A 25,682-nucleotide genomic window follows, 5' to 3' on the forward strand; every position below is an offset into this window, starting at 1 on the left:
AACCTAAAGTTATATGATACGAAATATATCATTATAAAAAGTCATTATCGCTCAAAGCCAAAGCTCAGTACGATAGAGTCATAGCTTGGTCAGGAAGACCAGGTATGTTTATCTATATAATCATAGTACACAACAAGGAATCGTTCATGTTATACGCCTATCCCAATACTGAAAACAGCCCCGTTCAATTCCGCAAAAAATATGACAACTTTATCAATGGTGAGTGGGTCGCGCCAGTCGATGGCGAATACTTTGACAACTCAAGTCCAATAGACGGTAAAGTTTTTTGTCAGGTCGCACGCTCAAAAGAAGCCGATGTCGAAGCGGCGCTAGATGCTGCTCATGCTGCAAAAGACGCATGGGGCAAAACCAGTGTCACTGAACGCTCTAATATGTTGCTCAAACTTGCCGCCGGTATCGAAGCCAATTTAGAAGCAATCGCTATCGCCGAAAGTTATGAAAACGGTAAACCCGTACGTGAGACCCTCGCTGCTGATATTCCAATCGCCATCGACCATTTGCGTTACTTCGCTGGCGTTATTCGTGCACAAGAAGGCGGCATTAGCCAAATTGATGAAGACACGGTCGCCTATCATTTCCATGAGCCGCTTGGCGTCGTCGGTCAAATCATTCCTTGGAACTTCCCTATTCTAATGGCGATTTGGAAAATTGCCCCAGCCCTTGCCGCTGGGAACTGTATCGTCCTCAAGCCTGCCGAGCAAACGCCTGCTTCTGTTTTGTACATGCTTGACGTCATAGGCGCGGCGGACATTTTACCGAAAGGCGTACTAAACGTCATTAATGGCTTTGGTGTTGAAGCCGGTAAGCCAATTGCTTCTAACCCACGTATCGATAAAGTTTCGTTTACGGGTGAGACGACCACTGGTCGCTTAATCATGCAATACGCCAGTGAAAATATCATTCCAGTCACGCTAGAGTTGGGTGGCAAAAGTCCAAACATCTTCTTTGCTGACATCATGGATGAAGACGATGACTTCTTAGATAAAGCGGTTGAAGGCTTGGTCATGTTTGCGCTCAACCAAGGAGAAGTTTGTACTTGCCCATCACGCGCCCTCGTACACGAAAGCATCTATGATGAATTTATGAAACGCTGTATCGCTCGCGTAAAAGCTATCAAAATGGGCAACCCACTTGATACCGATACCATGATAGGCGCGCAAGCAAGCTCAGATCAGTTAGAAAAAATCCTCTCTTATCTCGATATCGGTAAAAAAGAAGGCGCGAAAGTCCTTGTCGGCGGTGAGCTTGCCAAACACGATGGCGACATGGCAAACGGTTATTATGTACAGCCAACCATCTTTGAGGGCACCAATGATATGCGCGTGTTCCAAGAAGAGATCTTTGGTCCTGTGCTAGCTGTCACCACCTTTAAAGACGATGAAGAAGCGCTGACTCTTGCTAATGACACTTTATACGGTCTTGGTGCTGGCGTCTGGACGCGTAATGGTACGCGCGCTTATCGTTTCGGTCGCGGCATTAAAGCCGGTCGCGTTTGGACCAACTGTTATCATTTATATCCTGCGCATTCAGCGTTTGGCGGTTACAAACAATCTGGTATCGGCCGCGAAAACCATTTAATGATGCTCGATCACTATCAGCAAACCAAAAACATGCTGGTATCCTATAGTCCTAAAGCGATGGGCTTCTTTTAAATCAGTCTTTCAATTCAGTTTTTTAAAGGCACTTTATAAATAATTATAAAGTGCCTAGTTGGTGCTCTCTGAGCATATCGACTTAAAAGGCAGTAATAAGGAGAAAGTAACGTGACTAATAAGATGAAAGCGGCCGTTTTACATGAATTCGGACAACCATTACAGATTGAAGAAGTAGATATTCCGACCCCCGGTGCTGGTCAGATTGTGGTTAAAATGCAGGCTTCAGGGGTTTGTCATACTGACCTGCACGCTGTCGAAGGTGATTGGCCTGTAAAACCAAGCCCACCATTTATCCCGGGACACGAAGGCGTAGGTCTTATTACTGCTGTGGGTGACAACGTTCATCATGTCAAAGAGGGCGATAGAGTTGGTGTGCCTTGGCTCTACTCTGCCTGTGGTCACTGCACCCATTGTTTAGGTGGCTGGGAAACCTTGTGCCTAAGTCAAAAGAACTCTGGCTACTCAGTAAATGGTAGTTTTGCAGAATACGTCCTAGCAGATGCAAACTATGTCGGCATTATCCCTGAGAACGTTGACTCTGTTGAGATTGCACCAGTTTTATGTGCAGGAGTCACTGTTTATAAAGGTCTGAAAATGACTGACACCAAACCAGGTGATTGGGTCGTTATTTCAGGAATCGGCGGACTTGGTCACATGGCGGTACAGTACGCTATTGCTATGGGACTGAACGTTGCTGCTGTTGATATAGATGATGAAAAGCTCGATTTTGCTAAAAGACTGGGCGCAAAAGTCACGGTCAACGCAAAAAATACCGACCCTGCCGAATATCTACAAACAGAAATCGGTGGTGCTCATGGTGCGCTCGTGACAGCAGTATCTTCTAAAGCATTTGACCAAGCCTTAGGCATGTTACGACGCGGTGGTACTTTGGTCTGTAATGGTCTACCAACGGGTGACTTCCCTGTCTCTATCTTTGATACCGTTCTAAACGGTATTACCATTCGTGGCTCAATCGTTGGTACCCGTCTCGACTTACAAGAATCACTCGACATGGCAGCGGCAGGTCAAGTAAAAGCGACTGTCGCTGCTGAGCCACTTGAAAACATCAATGACATTCTTGATCGTATGCGTGATGGTAAGATTGAGGGTCGCATCGTCATTGATTACTCTATGTAGACATGTCAATTACTTGAGACATTTTTATTTTTTAGAAATTATCTCGATAATTACGACGTTTGGTCACAAATAACAGGTCGTATCGTTTTCAGCCACATGCTATTAATGATGTGAGTGATGATGATGCGGCCTTTTATATTCGCCCTCAGCTTATATTCGTAATCAGCATGACAGTAATTCCGTGATAATTTTGAAGATAAGGAGTATGACATGAAACTTAAAGCGACAGAATCCTGCAAAGCATTAATCGAATTACTCAAATCTAAACATGGCGATCTGATGTTCCATCAATCGGGCGGCTGCTGCGATGGTAGCTCACCCATGTGTTATCCATTGGGCGAGTTTAAAGTGGGCGGCCAAGACGTGCTCATCGGCGAGCTCGCTGGCTGTCCTTTTTATATGGGTAAAGCGCAGCATAAACTTTGGCAACATACCGATTTGACCATCGATGTGGTCGATGGACGCGGGGCCAGTTTTTCGCTTGAGATACCTGAAGGTAAGCGCTTTATTGTGCGCTCAGAAGTATGTGCGCTATAAAATGCGACTTTATTCACAATAAGCTATAAGTCTCATATCAGCGCATTTTATGTCTTATTGGACATTGAGTTTTTCATAACACTTTGAGCAATACAACTTTGCCAAATACCACTTGGTCATTTTTATTGCATTATTTGAGCAAAATAATAGATACTGTAAGGCGGAAGCGATTTTAGAAGCTCGCTTTAATGAGCGCGTTTTAATAAGCATGGATGCTATAAGGAAGATAACATGGAAGTTGATCCAAAGTTTGATTACGTCATCGTGGGTGGCGGTTCTGCAGGCTGCGTGCTTGCCAGCCGGCTGACAGAAAATCCAGACATCAGTGTCTGCCTATTAGAATATGGCGGCGAAGGCAAAGACCTTGCGGTTCGTGTCCCTGCAGGTTTGATTCTCCTAGTCCCAGGCAAGCCGCTAAAATTGAACAATTGGTGCTTTCATACTACCCCGCAAGCGCATCTGAATAACCGGCGCGGCTTCCAACCACGTGGTCAATGCTTGGGTGGCTCATCCGCGATTAATGCCATGATTTATACCCGTGGCAGTGCCTTAGACTATGAGAGCTGGGTTGAGCAAGGCTGCGAAGGTTGGGGTTTTGACGATGTACTGCCCTACTTTATCAAAGCTGAAAACAATATCCATGGCGCAGATGAGCTGCATGGTGATAGTGGACCTTTGCACGTCAGTGACTTACTGAGTCCGCGTGAGATATCAAAAGCATTTGTAGAAGCTGCCGTTGCCAATGGTTTAGATCAAAATGATGACTTTAATGGCAAAAAACAAGACGGTGCAGGCTTATATCAAGTCACCCATTTTCATGGCGAAAAACAAGGTCAACGCTGCTCTGCGGCGGCCGCTTATTTGCATCCAGTTCAAAGCCGACCCAATCTGACCGTCATTACCCACGCCCAAGCCAACCGCGTCATCTTTGAAGACAAACGAGCGGTTGGCGTCGCTTATGAAAAAGATGGCGTCGAGCATACGGTGATGGCAAACCATGAAGTGATTTTATCAGGTGGCGCTTTTGGCTCACCCAAAGTCCTGATGTTATCAGGTATTGGTCCTGCTGAGCATTTGCAGTCACATGATATCGAAGTCTTAGTCGATGCGCCCGAGGTTGGCGGTAACCTGCAAGACCATTTAGACGTGGTCTTTGATTATAAGGTTAATACCACTGATGTCATCGGTATTGGCATGGCAAGCATTTCAACCTTAACCAAAAGCATTCGCCAGTGGAGAAAGGATGGCACGGGCCTCTTGTCTACCAACTATGCTGAAGCGGGCGCGTTTTTTAGTGTCGGTGAGGACCCAAAAGACTGGCCAAATACTCAGCTGCATTTTGTCATATCGCGCGTGATTGAGCATGGTCGTGATCTTAGACGCGGCTTTGCCGTCTCTTGTCATAGCTGCTATCTGCGCCCTGAAAGCCGCGGCACCGTTAGGCTTGATTCTGCTGACCCATCAGCTGCGGTATTGATTGATCCAAACTATCTCTCACACCCAAAAGACGTAGAGTATATGGTGGCCGGTGCTGAGCGTACGCGCGCCATCATGCAAGAATCGCCCATCGCCAAATATATCACCGAAGATTACCCTGCCCCTTATATTGAAAAAGACGGTATGCTCGGCTATATCCGCAATAAGTCAGATACCATCTATCATCCGGTCGGTACTTGTCGTATGGGTTCAGATGACAAATCAGTGGTCGACTTAGAATTAAAAGTACGCGGCGTCAGTGGATTACGGGTTATTGATGCGTCTGTGATGCCGACCTTGATTAGCGCCAATACCAATGCGCCAACGATTATGATTGCTGAAAAATTGGCCGACCTTATTAAAGCCAACCATCATCATATTGAGCTAGCCGCGTCATAAAATACGTTAGGATGGAATGGGATAAGCAGCTTATTATGGCTGCTTTTCTTTAACAAGCTTATCTATTCAAAACTTTATATTCAATAAAATGAGAATAAGCTGATGGTATAAGAATGTGGCTCATATTTTTTCGTTGCTATCTTTAGAACTTATTTAGGCAATTTTATATTAACAGTCTATGTTCTGGTTTTTAGAATACCGAAAAAAATCGATAAGATGTACTAACTTACTGAACTCAATGGCAAATAATAAATTCGGCAATAAAGATATTAAAACGAAACGTTTTCTATCAAAATTAGTTTATAGATGCCTTGCATTAGCAGTGTTTAACAGAGTATATTTAAACGACTTATTTATATCAGTATTTTTTGCAAACCTGACTGACGGTTTATAGAACCTGACGCATTTTTTTATTTGCTTATCAATAATACGATATAAACAATTGCTTTAAAGGGAATTAAAAGGACGTCAAGCATATCTATGGTTCGCAAACGAACTTATAAAGATGCTTGGCAACCAATTATAATTACATAGGATGTAATAATGCAAAAATCACTTTTCAAATTGACCCTGTTGGCGACGGTTATCTTAGGTATCAGCGCCTGTAGCGGCGACAACAAAACCACTGACGGAACTGCTGCCAGCTCAGACGCCAAAGCCGCGAAAACCCTACTTTATTGCTCAGAAGGCAGCCCTGCTGGCTTCGATCCCGCACAGTATACGGCAGGTACGGATTTTGATGCGAGCGCCTATCCTATCTACAACGGCTTGGTAGAATTCAAAAGAGATGGCACTGAGATTCAGCCAGCCTTAGCCGAAAGCTGGGTTATTAGCGAAGACGGCAAAACCTATACCTTTAATCTACGTAAAGGTGTCAAGTTTGGTAAAACCGATTACTTTACCCCAACCCGCGATTTTAATGCGGACGACGTAGTCTTTACGCTAGAACGTATCACCAATCCTGATTTTGAATTCAATAAAGCCTATCCTGCTGAGTTCCCGTACTCAGTCGGCATGGGATTGCCTGATCTTATCTCTACTATCGAAAAAGTCGATGAAAATACCGTAAAAATCACCCTAAGTGAAACTAACGCGCCGTTTCTGCAAAACCTAGCGATGGCCTTTGCTTACATCGATTCTGCTGAATATGCAGACAAGTTAATGGCTGCTGGTAATGCTGCTGATATCAACACCAAACCAGTAGGTACCGGACCTTTCGTCTTTACATCCTACCAAAAAGATGCGCAAATTCGTTATACCAAAAATCCAGATTATTGGAACAAAGACGATATTCATATCGATAATCTTGTATTTGTTATCACTAAAGACTCGGCGGTTCGTGCGCAAAAAGTGCAAGCTGGCGAATGTCATGTGTCCGCTTATCCAAAACCTGCCGAAATTGAGTCTGTTAAAAAATCTGGTAAGGCCACCGTGCTTGATCAACCCGGCTTCAACATCGGTTATGTCGGCTATAACGTTGAAAAGCCAAAGCTTAGCGACCTTAAAGTTCGTCAAGCATTAGATATGGCTATCAACAAAGACGCTATTATCAACGCCGTTTATCAAAGCGAAGGGCTTAAAGCGACTAATCCTATGCCACCAACGCAATGGGGTTACGATAAATCAATTAAAGATGCGCCTTATGACGTCGAAAAAGCCAAAGCGCTTATGAAAGAAGCAGGAGCTGACAAACTTGCCATTAATCTCTGGTATATGCCCGTTCAGCGCCCCTACAACCCGAATGCCAAGCTCATGGCTGAAATGTTGCAAGCAGATTGGGCGAAGATTGGTGTTAATACCAAGCTGGTCACTTATGAGTGGGGCGAGTATCTAAAACGCGCCGCTAAAGGTGAGCCTGATGTTATCTTAGCAGGTTGGACGGGTGACAATGGCGATCCAGATAACTGGCTTGGTTCGCTATTATCTTGTGATGCGGTCGGTGGCAATAACTACTCACGCTGGTGTAATAAAGACTTTGACAGTTTAGTAACCAACGCCCGTCAGATTACCAACCAAGAAGATCGCGTCAATGACTATGTAAAAGCTCAGCAGATATTTAAAGAGCAACTGCCATGGACCACGATGGCGCATTCGGTGGTAACGGTATTCACCGCACCAAACGTCGTCGATTATAAAATCAGTCCACTTGGCTCAATACGCTTCGATGGTGTAAAGATTGAATAATCTTAACTGATGAAGTCCGGTACGACATGCACGATTGTTTAATTGCTATTCGGCTGGGTCAGATACTCTGCTCCAGCCGTATTTATATGAATTAAGCACCCTGTTAAGCAAGCGCTTTGTTAAGCATTCTGTCACCGATATTCTCATCATTACTAACATTCTAGTCATCGACTTAGAATTATTAAACCATAACTATTGAACCATAACTATTGAGCAGCCCATGCTACTTTATATTTTGCGTCGTATTGCCATCCTCATTCCTGTCTATCTTGGCTTAACGCTATCTACTTTTACCCTGATTCGGCTCGTCCCTGGAGATGCCGTCGAGATTATGATGGGTGAGCGTATGGTCGATCCAGAGCTCCATGCTCGTGCCTTAGAAAGACTTGGTTTAGACAAACCTCTCGTTATCCAATATTGGGATTATTTAACCGGTATATTGACCGGTGATTTTGGGGTATCTTTTCGTACCCGTACCCCCGTATTACCAGACTTCTTTGCCCATTTTGTACCAACCTTAGAGCTAGCTGTGTGCGCCATTGTCATTGCCAGTATCATTGGGGTGAGCTTAGGTATTTTTGCCGCGCTGCGCCGTGGTACATGGATTGATTACACCTTGATGTCAGGAGCGCTGGCTGGCTACTCTATGCCCATTTATTTATTAGGACCTATCTTAACCGGTATATTTGCCCATTATCTAGGCCTATTACCCGTCGCCGGTGTGATATCTGTCGCGCAGTTTTTAGACGTCAAACCTTTATATGGCTCATGGTTATTAGGTTCCTTGACCTCAGGAGAACCTGGCGCATTTTGGGACGTGGTAAAACACTTTATCTTACCGTCTATTGCTTTATCGACCATTCCACTCGCGATGATTGCACGTATGACGCGCTCGGCGATGCTGGAGGTATTGGATGAAGACTATGTGCGTACCGCGCGCGCTAAAGGTTTATCGCCGCGCCGCGTGATATTGGTACACGTCATGCGCAACGCCTTGATTACTGTGGTGACGGTGATTGGCTTACAAATGGCAACCTTGCTCGCTGGCGCTATTATCACTGAGACTATTTTTAGTTGGCCGGGTGTTGGTAATTGGCTACTCGATGGCTTCTTTACCCGTGATTATCCTATTGTGCAAAACGGTATCTTATTGGTCGCCACCGCCTTGATTTTGGTTAGTTTATTTATTGATATTTTGTATGGTCTAATCAATCCGCGCATCAGACATACTTCTTAATTTAACATTGATAAATACTCATATTATAAATAGTGGCTATTGGTGTTTGCATGGTTTTGAGTGATTTTTTAGCAAATGCTTAAGACTTATTAAGGCTAAAACTCTAAACTTTAAATATTAGCAAAGCACTAGCCACTGTAGGAAATGCTCATGAAGCCTTCTGTTCTTCCCTCTGATCTTAAGCTGATGGCAGCCACACCGCCGTCGTCTTGGCAGCTATTTTTATCGACATTTTGCCGCAATAAAGGCGCGGTACTTGGTTTTATAGTACTGGCCTTGATGGTGATTATTGCCATACTCGCGCCCGCCCTTGCGCCGCATGACCCTTATGAATTATTTACCGGTCAAGAGCAATTGCCGCCCGCATTTTTAAGTGGCGGCGATACGATGTTTTGGCTTGGGACTGATGATGCCGGTCGAGATACCTTATCTCGGGTGATGTATGGCGCACGTTACTCGTTGTTTATCGGTCTAAGTGCGACGACCCTTGCCATGTTGGTCGGCGTCTCGCTAGGGCTTAGCGCCGCGTTTTGGCCAAAGGTTTGGGGCAAGGCGGTGATGTTGGTTAATGATATTTTGATGTCCTATCCAAGCTTGCTATTGGCGATTATTATTGCGGCTATTTTAGGGCCGTCTATGACCAACACCATTATTACCATTGCCTTGGTTTGTACGCCGCCTTTTATCCGTCTGACACGCGCGACGGCCATGGTAGAGCTACAACGTGAGTACTTTGTTGCTTCGCAAGTCATGGGTGCTGGCGTGCTGCGCTTATTATTTATAACCATTTTGCCAAATTGTATGGCGCCACTTATCGTCCAAGCAACGATGATTTTTTCCTCTGCTATTTTAGAAGCAGGCGCAATTGGTTTCTTAGGCTTTGGCGTGCAACCGCCAGATGCCGAATGGGGCGCGATGCTCGGTACAGCGCGGCAATATATTCAAAGTAATGTTTGGCTCGCTATTTGGCCGGGTGTCGCCATCTTCTTAGCTGCCTTGTCGATTAACCTGACGGGTGATGGCTTACGCGATGCGCTAGATCCTAAATTAAAGCAGGTGACCTAAGATGACTGATACCTTAGATAAAACAGCGCTTACCAATACTTCTATGAATGGCTCGTTAATAAAAGAAGCGCCACTGTTGTTAGATATTGAAAATCTTTCGGTCACTTTTGGTCAAGGCGCACGTGCTTTTCGCGCCGTCGATGACGTGTCATTAAAAATCACCCAAGGCGAAGTCATCGCCGTCGTTGGTGAATCAGGCTCAGGTAAATCGGTCACTATGATGGCGCTCATGGGGCTTCTGCCGCCCTCTGCGACAGTTCGTGCCAAGCGGGTGATGTTTGATAATAAAGATATGCTGAGTATGTCAGCCAAAGAAAAGCGCGGCATCATTGGCAAAGATATTTCTATGATTTTTCAAAATGCGATGTCTTGTCTAAATCCAAGCTTCACCATTGAGATGCAATTGGGTGAAGTACTACGTAAGCATCTTGGACTGCGCGGTGCAGCGGTACAGGCGCGTATCTTAGAGCTGCTCGAACTGGTTGAGATGCCGGATGCCAAAAATCGACTCAAAGTATATCCGCATCAATTATCGGGCGGTATGAGTCAGCGTGTTATGATTGCGATGGCGATTGCTTGCGAGCCAAAACTGCTTATCGCCGATGAGCCAACCACGGCGCTTGACGTCACGGTGCAAGCACAAATTATGGATTTGCTCGGGCGCTTACAACGCGAAAAACAAATGGCAATGGTCTTGATTACTCATGACTTGGGTTTGGTCGCACAAAACTCACGCGATGTCGCCGTCATGTATGCCGGACAAGTGGTTGAAACCAGTACAGTGCCGGAGATTTTTCAACATCCTGCCCATCCTTATACCGAAGCGTTGCTACAAGCCATCCCTGAGCTGGCTATCGGTCAAGACAGGCTCAATAGTTTGCCGGGTGTGGTACCAAGCCAATATGATCGCCCAAGCGGTTGCTTGTTGTCTCCCCGTTGTCCGTATAAAGAACCTGCTTGTGAAGTACCACCGCCCATTTTAGATACGCCCAATGGCAAAGTGCGCTGTATTCACTCTGAATTGCCTAATCTACCTTCTCGCACCTCCACCCCTCACCCTGCTACTTTGGAGTCACAGCATGAGTCATAAAGTGGTCTTAAAAGCAGACAACCTACACAAGCATTACCCGGTATCGCAAGGATTGGGCAAGCCTAAAGCGTATGTTAAAGCGCTAAATGGTATCTCGTTTGAGCTTGAAGCGGGCAAAACGCTAGCGGTCGTTGGTGAGTCAGGCTGCGGTAAATCGACGCTTGCCCGCCAGTTGACCCTCATTGAAGAGCCCACTGACGGCGAGCTGTTTATCAACGATGAGGCAACGACCGGTTATAGTAGAAAAGCATTAAAAGAATTGCGTACCGAAATTCAGATGGTATTCCAAAACCCTTATGGCAGCCTAAACCCGCGTCATACGATTGGCTATCAATTGACTGAACCCTTAGATATTCATACCAAACTATCTAAAGAAGAAAAGCGTGACAAAATAAACGAGATGATGCGACATGTCGGTCTACGTCCCGAACATGCGGGCCGTTATCCGCATATGTTTTCAGGTGGACAGCGTCAACGAATTGCCCTCGCCCGCGCGATGATGCTTAATCCTAAAATTGTCGTCGCTGATGAGCCAACCTCCGCGCTCGATGTCTCGATTCAAGCGCAAGTGTTAAACTTGTTTATGGATTTACAGGACGAATATCATACCGCTTACGTGTTTATTTCACACAATTTGTCAGTAGTACGCCATGTCGCGGATGATGTGATGGTGATGTACTTAGGTCAAGCCGTCGAGCATGGGTCTAAAGAAGCGATTTATAATGCCCCAAAGCACCCTTATACCATTGCTCTATTGGCAGCGGCACCGACTGTCAGCGGTCATAAAAATGATTTAACCCTACATGGTGAGCTGCCAAGTCCGCTTAATCCGCCAAGTGGCTGCGCCCTGCACAAACGCTGTCCTTATGCCAAACAACAATGCAGTGAAATAGAACCAAAACTGCGAGAGTGGGACGGTCGATTGGTTGCGTGTTTACGTTTGGAAGAAATATATGGATAAGCGACATTTTGTGTTTAGCGGTACATTATCTTGTGCTGTGCTGATAGCGATGACTGCTGCCCAAGCCAATGACTCTACCGGCTATGTCGGTGCAGGCGGCGTTGAGTATATTAAAAATAAAGATATCAGCATGCATAGCGAAGATTTATACATCTCAAAAGATGAAGTGCGCGTCAATTATGAGTTTAAAAATCTAAGCAATAAAGACATTACCGAGACGGTTCTTTTTCCTATGCCAGCTGTGCCCAGTTTTACAGACTCAGATTACGCTGATACTAGTGCCACTTATAATAATTTTAAACTTTGGGTCAATGGTAAGCCTATCATTCCTGATCAGCATGTCCGTACTTTTATGCGTCCAATTGTTGTCAAAGATGGCGATAGAACCTATGCAGACATCTTTCTTGATACGACTGAAATATTCAAGTCGTGTGGTCTTAACGAGGCTGATATGATGGGACCTTGGACGTATCAAGTTGATACTGACTACGTCAATCAACAGCTTTTAGATTGTAATAATAAGGCATTAGATAAATTCATATATGATAGAGAAAGTCTTTATATGACTTGGGATTCGCAGGTGATTTATAGTTGGGAGCAAACTTTTAAAGCCAATACTATCACCAAGGTCAAACACACGTATAAACCGTTAGTGGGTGGCTCTGTAGATTTGGACAGTGGGCAATACGGGGATTTTTGCGTAGATGATTCAACTCAGAGAGCCTTTAATAAGAACGGTCGTCCCTATCATGCCTTAAGCTATATCCTAACGACGGGGGCAAACTGGGCCAAACCAATTGCCAGTTTCAAATTGACCGTCAAACGTGACCCTAACGAGCTGGTCTCGTTTTGCTGGAAAGGTAAGGGCAAAGTCAAAAAAATTGGACCAACGACGTTTGAGATAAAAGAAAGTAATTTTGTGCCAACCCATGATTTTGACGTTGCTTTTATTATGAAGTAGCCGTTATTTTTTAGAGTACGTCTAGCGCGTCGATAAAACTTGATTCGACAGTCGTCTTGTATCTAGGTTTTAGTGAACAAAAACAAGCAAGAAAATAAAATTATTAGCCTCAGCATCCAATGCTTTAAAATTGGGAAAATATGCGAGGCATGGGACGGTTTGCTTTACTAACTGTACTCGGCCTATACCTACTAATAGCTAATCAACATTCACCACGCCGCGACACTTAGGAAATTGACGACAACCAAAAAAGGTCTGACCTTGCTGCGGGCCTTTTTTGGCAACGCGTTTAACCATCTCGCTATTGCACTTAGGGCAATTAGGTATTTGAGCTAAAATAGTTGTTTGGTTTATCGGCTCAATGGTCGCCGTTTTATTTGTTTTTGGCTCTGACTCTATAACCTCAAAAGGGGTGATAAAAAACTCATCATTATTAAGCAGTTTATTGTTAGTCTGTTCATCGATAAGCTGAGTCCTAATAGACGGCGTAATAGCGATATCAGCAGCCTGCCCCACTTCCGTTTGACCAGACCATCGCATCACCTCTCTACTTTGAAGGGTAGCTTTTTTAGGGAGTTCTTTTACTATTGGCTCAGACGCAGGCTGATTAGCTGGTTTATTTGATGGGCTATGCTTGTCTTTTAGATAGGCTTTATGCTGTCTATTGGTTTTCCAAGATTTACTAAATCTATTACTTTCAATCTGCTCAATGATAGTTTTAACTTCATCTTCGCTCAAGAACTTATCTTGTTTTTTCTTCACATAAGATGCCATGCCGCTCGTCAATACATGCTCTGGTAACTCATCGCGAGTTTTAAGCTCACACTCGCCAATGAACGCAATCATCGAATGAAAATAATTCAAATCTAGCGCTAACAAATCTGCTAATGTCTTGATATGCAGATAATTCTGCCTGAGCGGGTTTTGAAATTTATACTTACGACCCATGATGACCTGCGTCCATTGTCTTTGCTTCTCATTACCAAATATCCAACCTTTATAGTTTTTGGTTTCGATGACAAAGATGCCATATATAGAAACGATGACATGGTCGATTTGGGTACTGCCACCATTGGCTAATGGCAAAGTGATATTATTCAGGCGATGATAAACGTCTTTTTCAAGTTTTAGCCACATGGCAATGTTGATGACGGTTTCGCCTAAAACACCTTTAAAGCTGGACATTAGCGACATGATTGTTTCTACTATATAAAGGATTAAACTACTTATTTTAAGCGATAATCCCTTACTAATGCTTACTTTTATAATAACCCATAACTTTAATAATACATTGAAACAGCACAGTTGTAGTACGCTATCGCATTATTATTTAGGCTATAAAGCTCAGTACTACTTTAAAACCACTTTAAAAGTACTTTCAATACTGACGACTTTAATACTACTCTTTGGATCATACGTATGAATACACGCGCCGCTTCTTGGCTTAAAATCACGTTAAGCACCTCTTTATTATTCTCCTTACCGGTAATGGGACTGGCCGCTAATACGATGCCACAAAAGTGGAAGCTAGATGTGCCGAAAACCAGCGCAGATTTTGAGGTCAAATACTTAGGCAAGGCGACCACTGACGGTAAGTTTCGTAAGGTAAATGGGGCGATCAATTATGACGTCAAAAAGCCTGAGAGTACGACCATTAATTTTACCGTACATACCAATAGTATCGATACCGAGCGCAGGCTACGTGACTCTTTTTTACGCCGTAAGGAGCTGCTAAACACACAGCAATATCCGACGATGACGTTTGTCTCAAAAAAAATCAAGATGATTACACCTAAAGAAGCCAGTGTCACGGGCGACTTTACCGCTTTAGGTCAAACCAGACCGTTAACGGTAAGAGTGACTTTATCTGATGTCGAAATTGACCCTGTCACCGCACAACCGATATTAAAGTTTCGCGCGACGGGCATGGTAGATCGCTATAACTACGGGGTGACGGCTTTCCCAAAAATTATTAGCAATATCATCCCGCTTGAGATATCAGGAAAGCTGATTGCTGCTAATTAATTGAGTGACAAAAAAACCCAACTTAGAAGTTCTAAGTTGAACTGAACCCCATAAGTTGGACACAACTTATGGGGTATTTTTATGCATTACGACCTAGACTTTAAGATAAAAGTCATCGCATACTATCGGCAAGGACATACCGGACTTGCCACAAGTGAGAAGTTTAAAGTAGATTCGAAACTTGTACAAAAATGGGTTAAACAATACCAAAGCGGTGGCATAGATGCCATTAAGCCAAAGACAAGTAAGGCCAAATACAGCAGTGAGTTTAAACATCACGTGATTACGACCATGCTTAAGGAAGGATTAAGTCAATCCGAGGTCGCTCTAACGTTTAACATCAGCTCACCGGCCTTAATTAGCCACTGGCACAAAGCGTAGCGGCTTTATGGTATGTCTGGACTAATATCCAAACCTAAAGGTAGAACCGCCATGAGTAAACCCTTTATTACAGACAAGCCAGATGATGAAAAGACGCTAGCAGAGCTTAAGCGTGAGAATGAGTACCTACGTGCGGAGAACGCCTACCTAAAAAAGCTGGATGCCTTGCTCAAACAGAAGAAGAAACAAGCTTTGAAAAAGCAAGGCTCATCGAAGGACTAAGACAAGAGCACCCTTTATCTGCTTTGCTAAACATCGCTAAGATGGCTAAGAGTGTCTTTTACTACCATAGGTGTCAGTTTGATGTTAAAGACAAATATGCAGACTTAAAACATCATATTGCTCAGATATACCACAAGCATAAAGGCAGGTATGGTTATCGTAGAGTCACGGCCGCGCTAAAGCAGTTAGGGGTTTATCATAACCATAAGCTCATCGCTAAGCTGATGCGTAACATGAAGCTTAGCGCAAAGATAAGACGTCAGAAGTACCGATCTTACAAAGGACAACAAGGCAAGATTGCGAAGAACTATTTAAAGCGCCAGTTTCATGCAGATAAACCAAATAAGCGCTGGCTGACCGATATTACTGAGTTTAAGGTGGGTGATGATAAGCTGTATTTGTCACCCATACTTGATTGTTATAACAATGAGATCATCACCTATACGCTCTCAAAGAGACCCACTTATGACTTAGTTGGTAAGATGCTAGCTAGTGCTTTAGATAAGACAAAGGCGTGCCGTGGTAAGAGATTAATGCTGCATTCAGATCAAGGGTGGCATTATCAAATGAAACCGTTTAGCACGACGCTTAAACAGCATGGAATTAAGCAAAGTATGAGCAGAGAAGGCAACTGCTTAGATAATGCACTGATGGAGGGGTTCTTCGGTACGCTGAAGCGCGAGACGATTTATATTGAGAAACCGAAAACTATTGAGCAGTTAGAGAAACAGATTCATGAGTATATGCATTATTATAATCATGAGCGTATTCAACTTAAATTAAAAGGACTGAGTCCTGTGCAATACAGAACTCAGTCCTTGTTATAAACTAAACCGTCCAACATTTGGGGGTCAGTTCAAGTTGGGTAGATAACACAGTAGATTTTAAGATACTCTTTACAGAAAAACCCCATTATTTAGAAACGCTATGACCTGAAAAATCACTCGAAAATCGATTAAATTTTAAAACCATATTTTCTAAAGTTTTTAGTACTGCCATATTTGGTCTTCTGCTATGCCAGCTTTGTCTATTTTATTTCTTCTTTTCTGAATTTTGGTATCTATCTTTTCTTGCTTTTTCATCGCCTTTTGGTTGATATCGTCTATCATTCTTTGAATCTTCTTATCTACTTTGTCTTGTTCTTTTTGACGCTGCTTATCTAACTTGGCAAGCTCTTTTTGACGTACCTTGTCTATTTTATCCTGCTCTTTTTGACGCTGCAGATTCAGCTTACTTAGCTTTTTTTGAACCTTTTTACTTAACGTAATCTCATCTTTCGCTTGTTTTTTAACAGATTTATTCGACATGATAACTCTCCTGAATCATATTATATAAAACACTTAGATACTTGATGGTAAGTCAATCCTCATGTCTAATCAATGTGCCAGTACAAAACAGGTACACGTCCTTAAACACGCTTTAAATTAGCAAACCAGATATAACACTAATAACGGTCCAATATAGAACATTACATTAAGCTCGGTTAAAACCGAGAATTAGTTAATGTCAATTATTTCGCAAAGCTTTTAAAAGCCGAGCATCGGCAACTATAAAAAGTTTAATTTATTTGAAAATCACGGGAAGCCAAGAGATAAAAAGATTAGCCTCTAGATATGAGTGCTTTAAAAGTGGGAAAATATGCGCGGCATGGGTCGGTTTTATTTAAGGGCTTCGTTCGGCGCTCGTCCCTCGCGCGTACTCTTTCATAATAGCTCTCAGACATAGCAAGGCTTTACTATTTTCTCGCTAGCCCTCAGCAGTATTCCAACCCTGTATTTAGACCAGTACTTTGCTGTTACCTTTTTGACCTTCACCAAAAATTTGTCATATTGTGCGTTTACAGGAAATATTTATATATGTTAGTTCCAATTCCAAGTCTCGTCAGTATTTTACTAAAAATGGAAAATCAGAAGGGTGAATCTCTAAGTGAAGTAGAAGTTTTAGAAATTCGCGATAACTGTAGCTGCATCAGTATGACTGAAAAGCAATATCAAGAACTCTGTCATGAAAGAGGTTATAGCGATATATGTCCCGAGTCATGTTGGGACGACTGGCAAATCATAAGGCAATTATATTGACTATCATAGCTTGCGCCCAGTGCATCGATAAAATACTTAAGCTTTTAATAACTTGATTAGTTTCTATATCTTCTAAAAATGACTCTATCTTTAGCTTTTATACGCATATATATGAAGCCACCAATTAGGGCAGTAAAAAAAGCTGTATTAGCAAACATTCCGATAGTGCTATCGACTATTATTGCTAAAACACCAGCTCCTATGAATAAAAAACAGTACGCCTTTATTGAATATCCGTAGTGCACTTCTGTATGACAACCTCTACATACCGAAGCCTCCCTAGGCACTTCATCATTATGACAGTGCGGACAAGTCAAATAAGACATATCAAAAACCCCTATTAATAATTATCAAAGTTTATCTACCGACATCAATAATAAACATGTTTTAGAATTGATACGCTAGGCAAATACTATCTTCAGTTCAACATAAAATCTATGCGTTCATAGTGATGTGCGACTGGTATAAGTTTTACTTGCTTGCCGCCACTGGCTAATGGTGACATTGTTTAAGCGATGATAAACGTCTTTTTCGAGCTTGAGCCACATAGCCACGTTGATAACTGTTTCGCTTATAAAACCCTTAAAGGTAGGTTTTAGGGATAGGGTGGCTTTCTCAAAAAACAATTCATTAGGTTGATATCTATTAAATAAAAAACTTAAGCCCATATAAGACAGCTATGAATATAATCACGGCAATTACTATTTTCTTGAAGTCTATACTTTTATCTCCCTTTTCAAGATCATCTAGAACGCTCATAGAATCGCTCGATATTTCATTCCAACTACTCTGCTCTTTATCGACCTGATACAAACCTGTTTTATGGAGTTTTTCCAACTCCAATAAATATTTTTCTAACTGGTCCCACTGCTCATTTGGATAACTTTGTATTGCTAAGTTTGTTACTTTTACATTATTAGTAGCATAAGATAAAGGAATAGGATTGAAGTCTAGCCAATGCGCTAAACCCTCATTAGTTGAGGCAGTATAAAGCGCAACTGTTGGCACTCTATCGCCAATAGACACGTTGTTTAATGAAGCTCGTTTCATTATTTTTACAACTGGAAAATAACCGTAGCCTTTGCTTAAGTCTCCATTCACAGCAACGAGAGTAGGATGAACACCTACAACAATACCACCATTTGAATGACCACTTAAAAAATGCTCCCTTTTATTTGTCCAATAATAAAAGTTGATAAAAATTGCAATGACTAAGATGAATGAATACGTGGTATCGACGACTATCGTAGCCAATAATGAGCAAATCAAAAATAGTGATAACGTACTTACAGTCGTTATATTATGACGAAACCATACACCTTTATTCAACGCTGTATTACCAGGGTTTGAAGCGACACTATTATTATCTACTGTATAATTTTTTCTCATTGAATATTAATCTCATCCACTCTAAATATGTCTTAAGACTTTTAAAATCAGTCTTTCCACTGTCTAATTTAATCCATTTATTCATATATTGTCGCTAGCTTGTTTTTATAACCATAATAGTCAAAAGTATTAATAATATTACCTCTAATACCATGAATATTTTTTTGACACTGCTGTTTAACAATAAAAGCACTCGTATTGCTACGGGTGCTTTTATTGAAAATTCGATAGATTGCATAATTAAATTATTAACCCACTATAAAATAATTATGCTTTATTCAACAGGTGATGCTTAAAAAATTTTACGACTAAAATTAGCAACTATAAATACTTAATTGATCGTAGCAAGATTTTTTGACTACGCCTGCTTTATAGCCAATACTAACTTCATTCAAAATACTAATAGCAGTGGGCGTTCTATCGGAATATCCACCTAGGTCTAAAAATGGCGCTACATTATATTTAATCGGTACACTACCTTGATAACTATAAATAATTTCTTGGTCAACATTACCATCCAGACTAACGTCTTTCAAAACTTTAATTAAGTACCCAGAGTTGTTGTACTCGGCCTTATTAGTATCACCTTGCAGATTGAGATAGCTATCGTACTTAGTTGTAGCGCCGGTCGCTAAATTACTTTTATTGTAAGTTACTTCAGTAGTGGTAATTAATATCCCTTCACTTTCGTTAGTTATTTTTCTAATAATATTTCCTTCACGATTATAAGTATAAGTATTTAGTGCTGATGTGGAGTCAAAAGCAGTAGACAATACATTTCCTTCGTCATCATAAGTATATTCAAGAGTCCGATATAACTTTTTAGTTTCGTTATTTGTACTTTCGTCAGTATCAACATAGTACAAAGCAGATTTGCTAAGGTAATTATTATTATCATAAGTCAAATCAGTAATCCGATCTATAGTGCCGTTATTAGACTCATCGGTCTTAATTTGATCTAACTGATTCTGATTATTATAAAAATACATTCTTGTCAAGTTATCAAACGAATTCGTAGAACTCGTATCACTCTCTGTTATCTGCGCTATGTCACTATTTGAATTATATTCATAGGTTTTCGTTTCTTCAAAAACACTATCTCCATCAGAATTAGTTTTATGCTCGATCAACTGATCTTTTTGATTGTATACCCAAACCTCAACTCTATCAGTTTTGGTACTAGTACCATAAGTCTTTGTAAGACGAACTAATCGACCTTTATTATCATAGAAAAATTGCTGTAAATAATTAGCTCTTTCAGGATTATAAGAAGATAAATACTCTCTTTCGATAAGCTGTTTTTTTGCATTAAAATAAGCAATTTCTGTCGCGTTCACATAACCAAAACCATTTCCTCGATAGGATTTAGTGCTGATACCAGCAATATTAGCGTCTAGAGGTTTCGCATCTTTTGAATTCCCAATACCGTCACCATCAATGTCATCGTCGCAGTTATCAACTATTCCATCTTTATCTAAATCTGCTTGTCCTGAATTACTAGTGGTAACGTCGTTACATTTGTCACTAGGCTTAGTAGTGACAGGAGGTTTATCAGGACTATTACTACTCTGACTATCAGAATCGGATCCACCACCACAAGCCGTTAATGATGTGGCAAATAAGATAACAATAATAGCAGAGCTTAATTTTTTGATAGGATGGATGCTTGGCATGCAAGGACTCGCTTAAGAAAGTTATTTAATGGTTTAATGGTTTATGCTATGCACCAAACCACATGTACTTGTTACATATTAAAAACTTAAAATAACTTTTTATTACAAATAGAATTATAGATTTTTATAAATACTAGTCAACATATTTTTACTAGTTTAACATAAAAAAGAGCCACCAGATTTCTCCGGTAGCTCTTTTTTTAAACGCTAACTAAGTTAGGTTAATTACACCAAACTATTTACCGCATCAACCACTGCTTCAGCGGTAATACCAAACTCTTTATAGAGCTGATCTGCTGGCGCTGATTCGCCATAAGTCGTCATGCCGATGACTTTGCCATCTAGACCAACGAACTTATACCAGTAATCCACATGCGCGGCTTCTACAGCAACACGTGCGCGGATATTGCTTGGTAATACCGCTTCACGATAGCTAGCATCTTGCTCAACGAAGATTTCTGCACATGGCATAGATACTACACGGACGCCAACGCCATTTTCACTCAACGTTGCATATGCTTGCATCGCTAGGCCAACTTCTGAACCTGTTGCGATGATAATTGCTTTTAGCTCGCCTTGTTCTTTTGCTAATACGTAACCACCTTTAGTGATGTTAGCGACTTGCTCGCTGTCACGTGCTTGATGTGGCAAGCTTTGACGACTGAAAATCAATGCAGATGGATTGTTTTCTGATTTAATCGCTTCGACCCAAGCAGTAGCAGATTCGGTCGCATCACACGGACGCCATGTACGTAGGTTTGGCGTGGTACGTAGGCTGGTCAATTGCTCAACAGGCTGATGCGTTGGGCCATCTTCACCCAAACCAATAGAGTCATGGGTATAGACATGGATGATACGTTGCTTCATCAATGCGCCCATACGCACGGCGTTACGCGCGTACTCCATAAACATCAGGAAGGTCGCCACGTAAGGGATAAAGCCGCCATGCAACGCGATACCATTAGCAATCGCTGTCATACCGAATTCGCGCACGCCATAATAGATATAGTTGCCATCAGCATCTTTCTCGATGCCTTTTGCGCCTTTAAATAGCGTTAGGTTCGAGCCTGCTAGATCCGCTGAACCGCCTAACAGCTCTGGCAATAATGGCTGCAAAGTATTGATGGCATTTTGACTGGCTTTACGACTGGCGACATCGCCGCCCTGCTCTTGGGTTTGCTGAATATAGGCTTGTGCTTGGCTATCAAAGTCAGCAGGCAATTCACCATTTAAACGGCGTAGTAGCTCGCTTGCCAATTCTGGATAAGCCTTTTTATAAGCTTCAAAGTCCGCATCCCAGTTCTTTTGTTGTACATCGCCTTTTGCTTTACCGTCCCACGCTTCATAGATTTCATCATCTAATTCAAACGGTGCATGCTTCCAAGATAGCGCATCACGGGTTAAGACAATTTCGTCATCACCAAGTGGTGCACCATGACTGGCTGCTAAGCCTTGCTTGTTTGGACTACCCGCGCCAATCGTTGTTTTACAAATGATTAAGCTTGGCTTAGTGGTCTCAGCAATCGCTTGCTCAGTTGCTTGCGTAATTTCATCGGTATCATGACCATCGACTTTGATAACCTGCCAGCCATAGGCTTCAAAGCGAGCTTGCGTATCGTCAGTGAACCAGCCTTCGACATTACCATCGATTGAGATGCCATTGTCATCATAAAAGAATACCAACTTACCCAATCCTAATGTGCCCGCTAGCGAGCAAACTTCATGGCTGATACCTTCCATCAAGCAGCCATCACCCAAGAACGCATAAGTATGATGGTCGACGATGTTATGACCGTCACGGTTGAACTGCGCGGCAAGCGTCTTTTCTGCAATCGCAAAACCAACGGCATTGGCGATACCCTGACCTAGTGGACCCGTCGTGGTTTCAATACCTGGGGTATAGCCAAGCTCAGGATGACCTGGGGTTTTTGAATGCAGCTGACGGAAGCCTTTTAGGTCGTCAACGCTGACATCATAACCCGTTAAATGCAGCAATGAGTAAATAAGCATCGAGCCATGACCGTTTGATAATACAAAGCGGTCACGGTTATGCCACTGTGGATCGGCTGGGTTGTGCTTTAAAAACTTACGCCACAAAACTTCAGCAATATCAGCCATGCCCATCGGCGCGCCCGGATGTCCAGAGTTGGCTTTTTGAACCGCATCAAACGACAACACACGGATGGCATTGGCTAATTTACGTTCGCTAATCGGAGCTGGCATAGAGTGTCCTAATATTCAAATGAGAAGTATGGATGACAAGCAAAAAATCGGTGGAACAATAGACATGAAACAATAGAATAAGAGTGCGATAAACGCTCTTAAGAATTAGGTGTCTAATTAAACGACAATATTAAATGACAATTTTAACATATTTGCCATAAGCCAAACTAAAAATGCGCTGATAGAAGCGTTTGCATTTAGCAATCACTCCTATCAGTTTTGTTAAACGATAAACAATATTAGATTCCTAACCACAAACTGCGGTCAATGTAGCCACTCGATAGCCACTCGCAGCTTATAACCATTCATAAAAACATTGAATTACTTAGGCTGATATGGTTTCAACACCGCCCATAAACGGACGCAACACTTCTGGAATGGTGATGCTACCATCGGCGTTTTGGTGATTTTCCATTACTGCCAATAAGGTACGACCAACGGCCAAACCTGAACCATTTAGCGTATGCGCTAGGCTCGTCTGCTTGCCATCTTTAACGCGCGTGCCCATACGGCGTGCTTGGAAATCACCGCAGTTTGAGCAGCTTGAGATTTCACGATAGGTATCTTGGCTCGGTAACCAAACTTCGATATCATAAGTTTTTTGTGCGGCAAAGCCCATATCACCGGTACATAATTTGACCACGCGGTACGGCAGATTAAGCTGCTGTAAGATATACTCAGCTTGTCCAGTCATTGCCTCAAGTAAGTCATCTGATTGCTCGCTAGTGGCGATATTAACCATTTCAACTTTCTCAAATTGATGCTGGCGAATCAGACCACGGGTATCACGGCCATGCGAGCCCGCTTCACTACGGAAACACGGTGTATGCGCAGTGAATTTTAATGGCAACTCTTTGATATCCAAACGCTCACCGCGTACCAAGTTGGTCATGGGTACTTCAGCCGTTGGAATCAGATAAAAGTCAGTACCTTCGTTATTGGTATGATTGGTCAATTTAAACAAATCATCTTCAAACTTCGGCAATTGACCCGTACCTTTTAGACTTTCAGAGTTCACAATATAAGGCACATAGGTTTCAGTGTAGCCGTACTTGATGGTATGGGTATTGAGCATAAACTGAATCAAAGCGCGATGCATCTGCGCAAGCTGACCTTTTAACACATTAAAACGGCTACCTGTTAATTTTGCAGCGGCTTCAAAGTCGAGCATACCCAGCGTTTCGCCAATATAAGTATGGTCTTGAATTTCAAAATCAAACGCGCGCGGCGTACCCCATTTGCGCACTTCAACGTTATCATCTTCTGACGTACCAACGGGCACATCTGCTGCTGGAATATTTGGGATTTGCATGGCCGCTTGGCTAATGCGCTCTTGCAAGGTACGCAGCTCGTCTTCAGCGGTCTTAATCTCACCGCTGACACTTTGCATCTCAGCCAATAATTCGCTGGCATCTTCGCCCGATTTTTTTAGCGCACCCACTTGCTTAGCACCCGCATTACGGCGCGATTGCAGCTCTTCCGTTTTGACTTGTAAAGACTTACGTTCGTTTTCAATATTTTGCCAAAACGCCATATCAAGCGTATAACCACGAGTGGCCAGCTGCTGTTGTAAATCCGTTAAATCACCGCGTAAGAGTTTTGGGTCAATCATAATAGTTGCCTGTAGCGCTAAAAGTGAGTAAGAAATTAAAAGGGGAAATAGTAGCTAAGTATAGTAGTTAAGTAGCTATGTTAATTAGCCATGTAATGAGGTAAAACAAAAAATGGCGCGCAAAGCCTTATAATATCGTTATAAAGCTTCGCAATGACGCCATGTCAATCATAAGAATAAATGATAGCCACTATCATACCAAGACCCAGCAGATTTGACCATGTTTTGGCTATATTTTGCCACAATCTTGCCTGTTGTTTTGCGCTAGCTTTACGGATTAAATAAGCAGTAATATGAGCTGCACAATTCTCTTATGAATCAAGTTCTATCATTGACGCTATTATAAATAACGATGCTATCTGAGAAATAACCGGGCTATCCGTCAGCATAGCCGCTTATATGTTTCATTTAAGGGCAGTTTTCGGTAAGATAAGCGCATATCTTTATTCTACTTCCAGCCAAGCCCAGCCAAGCATAGTATTACAGCTTCGCTTTGGCGCTTTTCATCCCACGCTTTTAACATACGTATCTGAGAAACCTTTATGGCCCTGTACCCCTACACGCTACAACCTGTCGCCTTAAACTTAACCGAGGCTGAATTTCACCAAGCACAGTATGAGCTATTTGCCAGTGCCAGCCCGTCTTTTGGTCTGTCGAGCATTAAGATGAAAGAGTGGATTATTATGGCAGTGGTTGTCATTTTAGCCCTTGCTGGTTTGGTTTTTTTGACCGGTTACTCGACCATTATTTTTTGGCTCATGCTAGCGTCTGTGGTTATTTATCTATTGGTGCGTACCCTTGGCTTTAAATGGTATGTCAAAAGAGAGTTTGAAAAACAAGTCGCTGACCAAGAGATGCCCGATGAGATGCGCCAGATGAAATTGGGCGTACAAAAGCATGGTCTTGTGATGGCAATGCCAGTCAATCAACCTGATATGTTTAATAGCAATCAGATGCGCGGCATGCAAATGCGTCCCGGTAGCACTCAGCAAGCAGTTATCCCTTGGACGTCGATTAAAAGCTGGGATGAGACCGATGACTATATCTTTATGATGTTTGAGATGAAAGGTCAGCAAGGCAGCCAAATCGTTCCAAAGCGCTTACAAGCACAGAAGTTTCCAATCGATACGGTACGTCAGCATTTACTAGAAGTCATTCCTGCTAAAGGCTTAAATCCTGAAAACTTGCAACCACCTGCAAAAGTATAAATCAGCTGCTAGGCGGTTGGCATGAAGTATTAGCCTTATAGAATAGAATAGATTGGATAGCTTAAATTGTATAATGTAGACTTAATAGCAAAGACTAAATAGTAAAGACACCGTGGCTTAGGTAAATCAATTACAGACCACGATTAAT

The 25,682-nt window shown here is 42.3% G+C and carries 21 protein-coding genes; 15 read left to right on the forward strand and 6 right to left on the reverse strand.

All coding sequences use genetic code 11. The annotated features are described in order from the left end of the window. The first annotated feature begins 146 nt into the window (after nucleotides 1-146). The 10 genes from JMX94_RS10070 (at nucleotide 147) to JMX94_RS10115 (ending at nucleotide 12,723) form a co-directional block, all read left to right on the forward strand. Nucleotides 147-1,673 (forward strand): aldehyde dehydrogenase family protein, encoded by a 1,527-nt coding sequence (locus JMX94_RS10070; protein WP_201565214.1) that lies wholly within the window; start codon nucleotides 147-149, stop codon nucleotides 1,671-1,673. A gap of 111 nt (nucleotides 1,674-1,784) precedes the next feature. Next, nucleotides 1,785-2,813, forward strand: coding sequence for an alcohol dehydrogenase AdhP (adhP, locus tag JMX94_RS10075; RefSeq protein ID WP_265088955.1), 1,029 nt, complete (start codon nucleotides 1,785-1,787; stop codon nucleotides 2,811-2,813). Nucleotides 2,814-3,023: 210 nt separating this feature from the next. Next, nucleotides 3,024-3,350, forward strand: a complete 327-nt coding sequence (locus tag JMX94_RS10080) for a DUF779 domain-containing protein (protein ID WP_201565215.1) — start codon at nucleotides 3,024-3,026, stop codon at nucleotides 3,348-3,350. 231 nt (nucleotides 3,351-3,581) lie between these two features. Further along, nucleotides 3,582-5,225, forward strand: a complete 1,644-nt coding sequence (locus JMX94_RS10085) for a GMC family oxidoreductase (RefSeq protein ID WP_201565216.1) — start codon at nucleotides 3,582-3,584, stop codon at nucleotides 5,223-5,225. 543 nt (nucleotides 5,226-5,768) lie between these two features. Beyond that, the gene (locus JMX94_RS10090) at nucleotides 5,769-7,409 is read left to right on the forward strand and encodes an ABC transporter substrate-binding protein (RefSeq protein WP_201565217.1); all 1,641 of its coding nucleotides are present in this window, start codon (nucleotides 5,769-5,771) and stop codon (nucleotides 7,407-7,409) included. A gap of 220 nt (nucleotides 7,410-7,629) precedes the next feature. Then, nucleotides 7,630-8,646: an ABC transporter permease gene (locus tag JMX94_RS10095; RefSeq protein ID WP_201565218.1), complete on the forward strand. Its 1,017-nt coding sequence runs from the start codon at nucleotides 7,630-7,632 to the stop codon at nucleotides 8,644-8,646. 150 nt (nucleotides 8,647-8,796) lie between these two features. Further along, the gene (locus tag JMX94_RS10100) at nucleotides 8,797-9,711 is read left to right on the forward strand and encodes an ABC transporter permease (RefSeq protein ID WP_025650615.1); all 915 of its coding nucleotides are present in this window, start codon (nucleotides 8,797-8,799) and stop codon (nucleotides 9,709-9,711) included. 43 nt (nucleotides 9,712-9,754) lie between these two features. Then, nucleotides 9,755-10,801 (forward strand): ABC transporter ATP-binding protein, encoded by a 1,047-nt coding sequence (locus tag JMX94_RS10105; RefSeq protein ID WP_201565235.1) that lies wholly within the window; start codon nucleotides 9,755-9,757, stop codon nucleotides 10,799-10,801. Continuing rightward, the gene (locus JMX94_RS10110) at nucleotides 10,791-11,762 is read left to right on the forward strand and encodes a peptide ABC transporter ATP-binding protein (protein WP_201565219.1); all 972 of its coding nucleotides are present in this window, start codon (nucleotides 10,791-10,793) and stop codon (nucleotides 11,760-11,762) included. The genes JMX94_RS10105 and JMX94_RS10110 overlap by 11 nt, the downstream gene beginning before the upstream one ends. Beyond that, nucleotides 11,755-12,723 carry a DUF4424 family protein gene (locus tag JMX94_RS10115; RefSeq protein WP_201565220.1) on the forward strand — a complete coding sequence of 323 codons (969 nt, stop codon included), beginning with the start codon at nucleotides 11,755-11,757 and terminating at the stop codon, nucleotides 12,721-12,723. Before JMX94_RS10110 ends, JMX94_RS10115 begins: the two co-directional genes overlap by 8 nt. Nucleotides 12,724-12,921: 198 nt before the next feature. Here the strand turns inward: JMX94_RS10115 and JMX94_RS10120 are convergent, their stop codons facing one another. Further along, nucleotides 12,922-13,917, reverse strand: coding sequence for an NERD domain-containing protein (locus JMX94_RS10120; protein WP_201565221.1), 996 nt, complete (start codon nucleotides 13,915-13,917; stop codon nucleotides 12,922-12,924). Between the two features lie 225 nt (nucleotides 13,918-14,142). Here JMX94_RS10120 and JMX94_RS10125 point away from each other — a divergent pair, with 225 nt between their 5' ends. The 4 genes from JMX94_RS10125 to JMX94_RS10135 all read left to right on the forward strand — a co-directional run bounded on the left by JMX94_RS10125 (nucleotide 14,143) and on the right by JMX94_RS10135 (nucleotide 16,178). Beyond that, nucleotides 14,143-14,748 carry a YceI family protein gene (locus JMX94_RS10125; RefSeq protein ID WP_201565222.1) on the forward strand — a complete coding sequence of 202 codons (606 nt, stop codon included), beginning with the start codon at nucleotides 14,143-14,145 and terminating at the stop codon, nucleotides 14,746-14,748. Nucleotides 14,749-14,829: 81 nt separating this feature from the next. Next, a complete protein-coding gene (locus JMX94_RS13300) occupies nucleotides 14,830-15,129 on the forward strand; it encodes a transposase (RefSeq protein ID WP_227673599.1) in 300 nt (99 codons plus the stop codon). A 51-nt stretch (nucleotides 15,130-15,180) separates the two neighbouring features. Then, nucleotides 15,181-15,351 carry a hypothetical protein gene (locus JMX94_RS13305; protein WP_227673600.1) on the forward strand — a complete coding sequence of 57 codons (171 nt, stop codon included), beginning with the start codon at nucleotides 15,181-15,183 and terminating at the stop codon, nucleotides 15,349-15,351. After that, complete coding sequence (locus tag JMX94_RS10135) at nucleotides 15,339-16,178, forward strand: IS3 family transposase (protein ID WP_227673602.1); 840 nt, start codon at nucleotides 15,339-15,341, stop codon at nucleotides 16,176-16,178. The genes JMX94_RS13305 and JMX94_RS10135 overlap by 13 nt, the downstream gene beginning before the upstream one ends. A 159-nt stretch (nucleotides 16,179-16,337) precedes the next feature. Here JMX94_RS10135 and JMX94_RS10140 read toward each other — a convergent pair whose 3' ends face one another. The 5 genes from JMX94_RS10140 to serS all read right to left on the reverse strand — a co-directional run bounded on the left by JMX94_RS10140 (nucleotide 16,338) and on the right by serS (nucleotide 24,326). Then, the gene (locus tag JMX94_RS10140) at nucleotides 16,338-16,658 is read right to left on the reverse strand and encodes a hypothetical protein (RefSeq protein ID WP_201565223.1); all 321 of its coding nucleotides are present in this window, start codon (nucleotides 16,656-16,658) and stop codon (nucleotides 16,338-16,340) included. A gap of 1,416 nt (nucleotides 16,659-18,074) precedes the next feature. After that, nucleotides 18,075-18,818, reverse strand: a complete 744-nt coding sequence (locus JMX94_RS10145; RefSeq protein WP_201565224.1) for a DUF3239 domain-containing protein — start codon at nucleotides 18,816-18,818, stop codon at nucleotides 18,075-18,077. Between the two features lie 314 nt (nucleotides 18,819-19,132). Further along, nucleotides 19,133-20,491 (reverse strand): hypothetical protein, encoded by a 1,359-nt coding sequence (locus tag JMX94_RS10150; RefSeq protein WP_201565225.1) that lies wholly within the window; start codon nucleotides 20,489-20,491, stop codon nucleotides 19,133-19,135. 225 nt (nucleotides 20,492-20,716) lie between these two features. After that, nucleotides 20,717-22,714: a transketolase gene (gene tkt / locus JMX94_RS10155; RefSeq protein ID WP_201565226.1), complete on the reverse strand. Its 1,998-nt coding sequence runs from the start codon at nucleotides 22,712-22,714 to the stop codon at nucleotides 20,717-20,719. Nucleotides 22,715-23,039: 325 nt separating this feature from the next. Beyond that, complete coding sequence (serS, locus tag JMX94_RS10160) at nucleotides 23,040-24,326, reverse strand: serine--tRNA ligase (RefSeq protein WP_201565227.1); 1,287 nt, start codon at nucleotides 24,324-24,326, stop codon at nucleotides 23,040-23,042. 542 nt (nucleotides 24,327-24,868) lie between these two features. Here serS and JMX94_RS10165 point away from each other — a divergent pair. After that, nucleotides 24,869-25,534 (forward strand): YcxB family protein, encoded by a 666-nt coding sequence (locus tag JMX94_RS10165; RefSeq protein ID WP_201565228.1) that lies wholly within the window; start codon nucleotides 24,869-24,871, stop codon nucleotides 25,532-25,534. Nucleotides 25,535-25,682 lie beyond the last annotated feature (148 nt).

Source organism: Psychrobacter sp. CMS30, assembly GCF_904846565.1.
GTDB lineage: Bacteria > Pseudomonadota > Gammaproteobacteria > Pseudomonadales > Moraxellaceae > Psychrobacter > Psychrobacter maritimus.

Coding starts and splice junctions, on each gene's coding strand:
- JMX94_RS10165 (WP_201565228.1), top strand. CDS start 24,869: ATGGCCCTGTACCCCTACACGCTACAACCTGTCGCCTTAAACTTAACC.
- JMX94_RS10105 (WP_201565235.1), top strand. CDS start 9,755: ATGAATGGCTCGTTAATAAAAGAAGCGCCACTGTTGTTAGATATTGAA.
- JMX94_RS10110 (WP_201565219.1), top strand. CDS start 10,791: ATGAGTCATAAAGTGGTCTTAAAAGCAGACAACCTACACAAGCATTAC.
- JMX94_RS10070 (WP_201565214.1), top strand. CDS start 147: ATGTTATACGCCTATCCCAATACTGAAAACAGCCCCGTTCAATTCCGC.
- JMX94_RS10085 (WP_201565216.1), top strand. CDS start 3,582: ATGGAAGTTGATCCAAAGTTTGATTACGTCATCGTGGGTGGCGGTTCT.
- JMX94_RS10120 (WP_201565221.1), bottom strand. CDS start 13,917: ATGTCGCTAATGTCCAGCTTTAAAGGTGTTTTAGGCGAAACCGTCATC.
- JMX94_RS10145 (WP_201565224.1), bottom strand. CDS start 18,818: ATGAGAAAAAATTATACAGTAGATAATAATAGTGTCGCTTCAAACCCT.
- JMX94_RS10125 (WP_201565222.1), top strand. CDS start 14,143: ATGAATACACGCGCCGCTTCTTGGCTTAAAATCACGTTAAGCACCTCT.
- JMX94_RS10095 (WP_201565218.1), top strand. CDS start 7,630: ATGCTACTTTATATTTTGCGTCGTATTGCCATCCTCATTCCTGTCTAT.
- JMX94_RS10080 (WP_201565215.1), top strand. CDS start 3,024: ATGAAACTTAAAGCGACAGAATCCTGCAAAGCATTAATCGAATTACTC.
- serS (WP_201565227.1), bottom strand. CDS start 24,326: ATGATTGACCCAAAACTCTTACGCGGTGATTTAACGGATTTACAACAG.
- JMX94_RS10150 (WP_201565225.1), bottom strand. CDS start 20,491: ATGCCAAGCATCCATCCTATCAAAAAATTAAGCTCTGCTATTATTGTT.
- tkt (WP_201565226.1), bottom strand. CDS start 22,714: ATGCCAGCTCCGATTAGCGAACGTAAATTAGCCAATGCCATCCGTGTG.
- JMX94_RS13300 (WP_227673599.1), top strand. CDS start 14,830: ATGCATTACGACCTAGACTTTAAGATAAAAGTCATCGCATACTATCGG.
- JMX94_RS10115 (WP_201565220.1), top strand. CDS start 11,755: ATGGATAAGCGACATTTTGTGTTTAGCGGTACATTATCTTGTGCTGTG.
- JMX94_RS10140 (WP_201565223.1), bottom strand. CDS start 16,658: ATGTCGAATAAATCTGTTAAAAAACAAGCGAAAGATGAGATTACGTTA.
- JMX94_RS10100 (WP_025650615.1), top strand. CDS start 8,797: ATGAAGCCTTCTGTTCTTCCCTCTGATCTTAAGCTGATGGCAGCCACA.
- JMX94_RS13305 (WP_227673600.1), top strand. CDS start 15,181: ATGAGTAAACCCTTTATTACAGACAAGCCAGATGATGAAAAGACGCTA.
- JMX94_RS10090 (WP_201565217.1), top strand. CDS start 5,769: ATGCAAAAATCACTTTTCAAATTGACCCTGTTGGCGACGGTTATCTTA.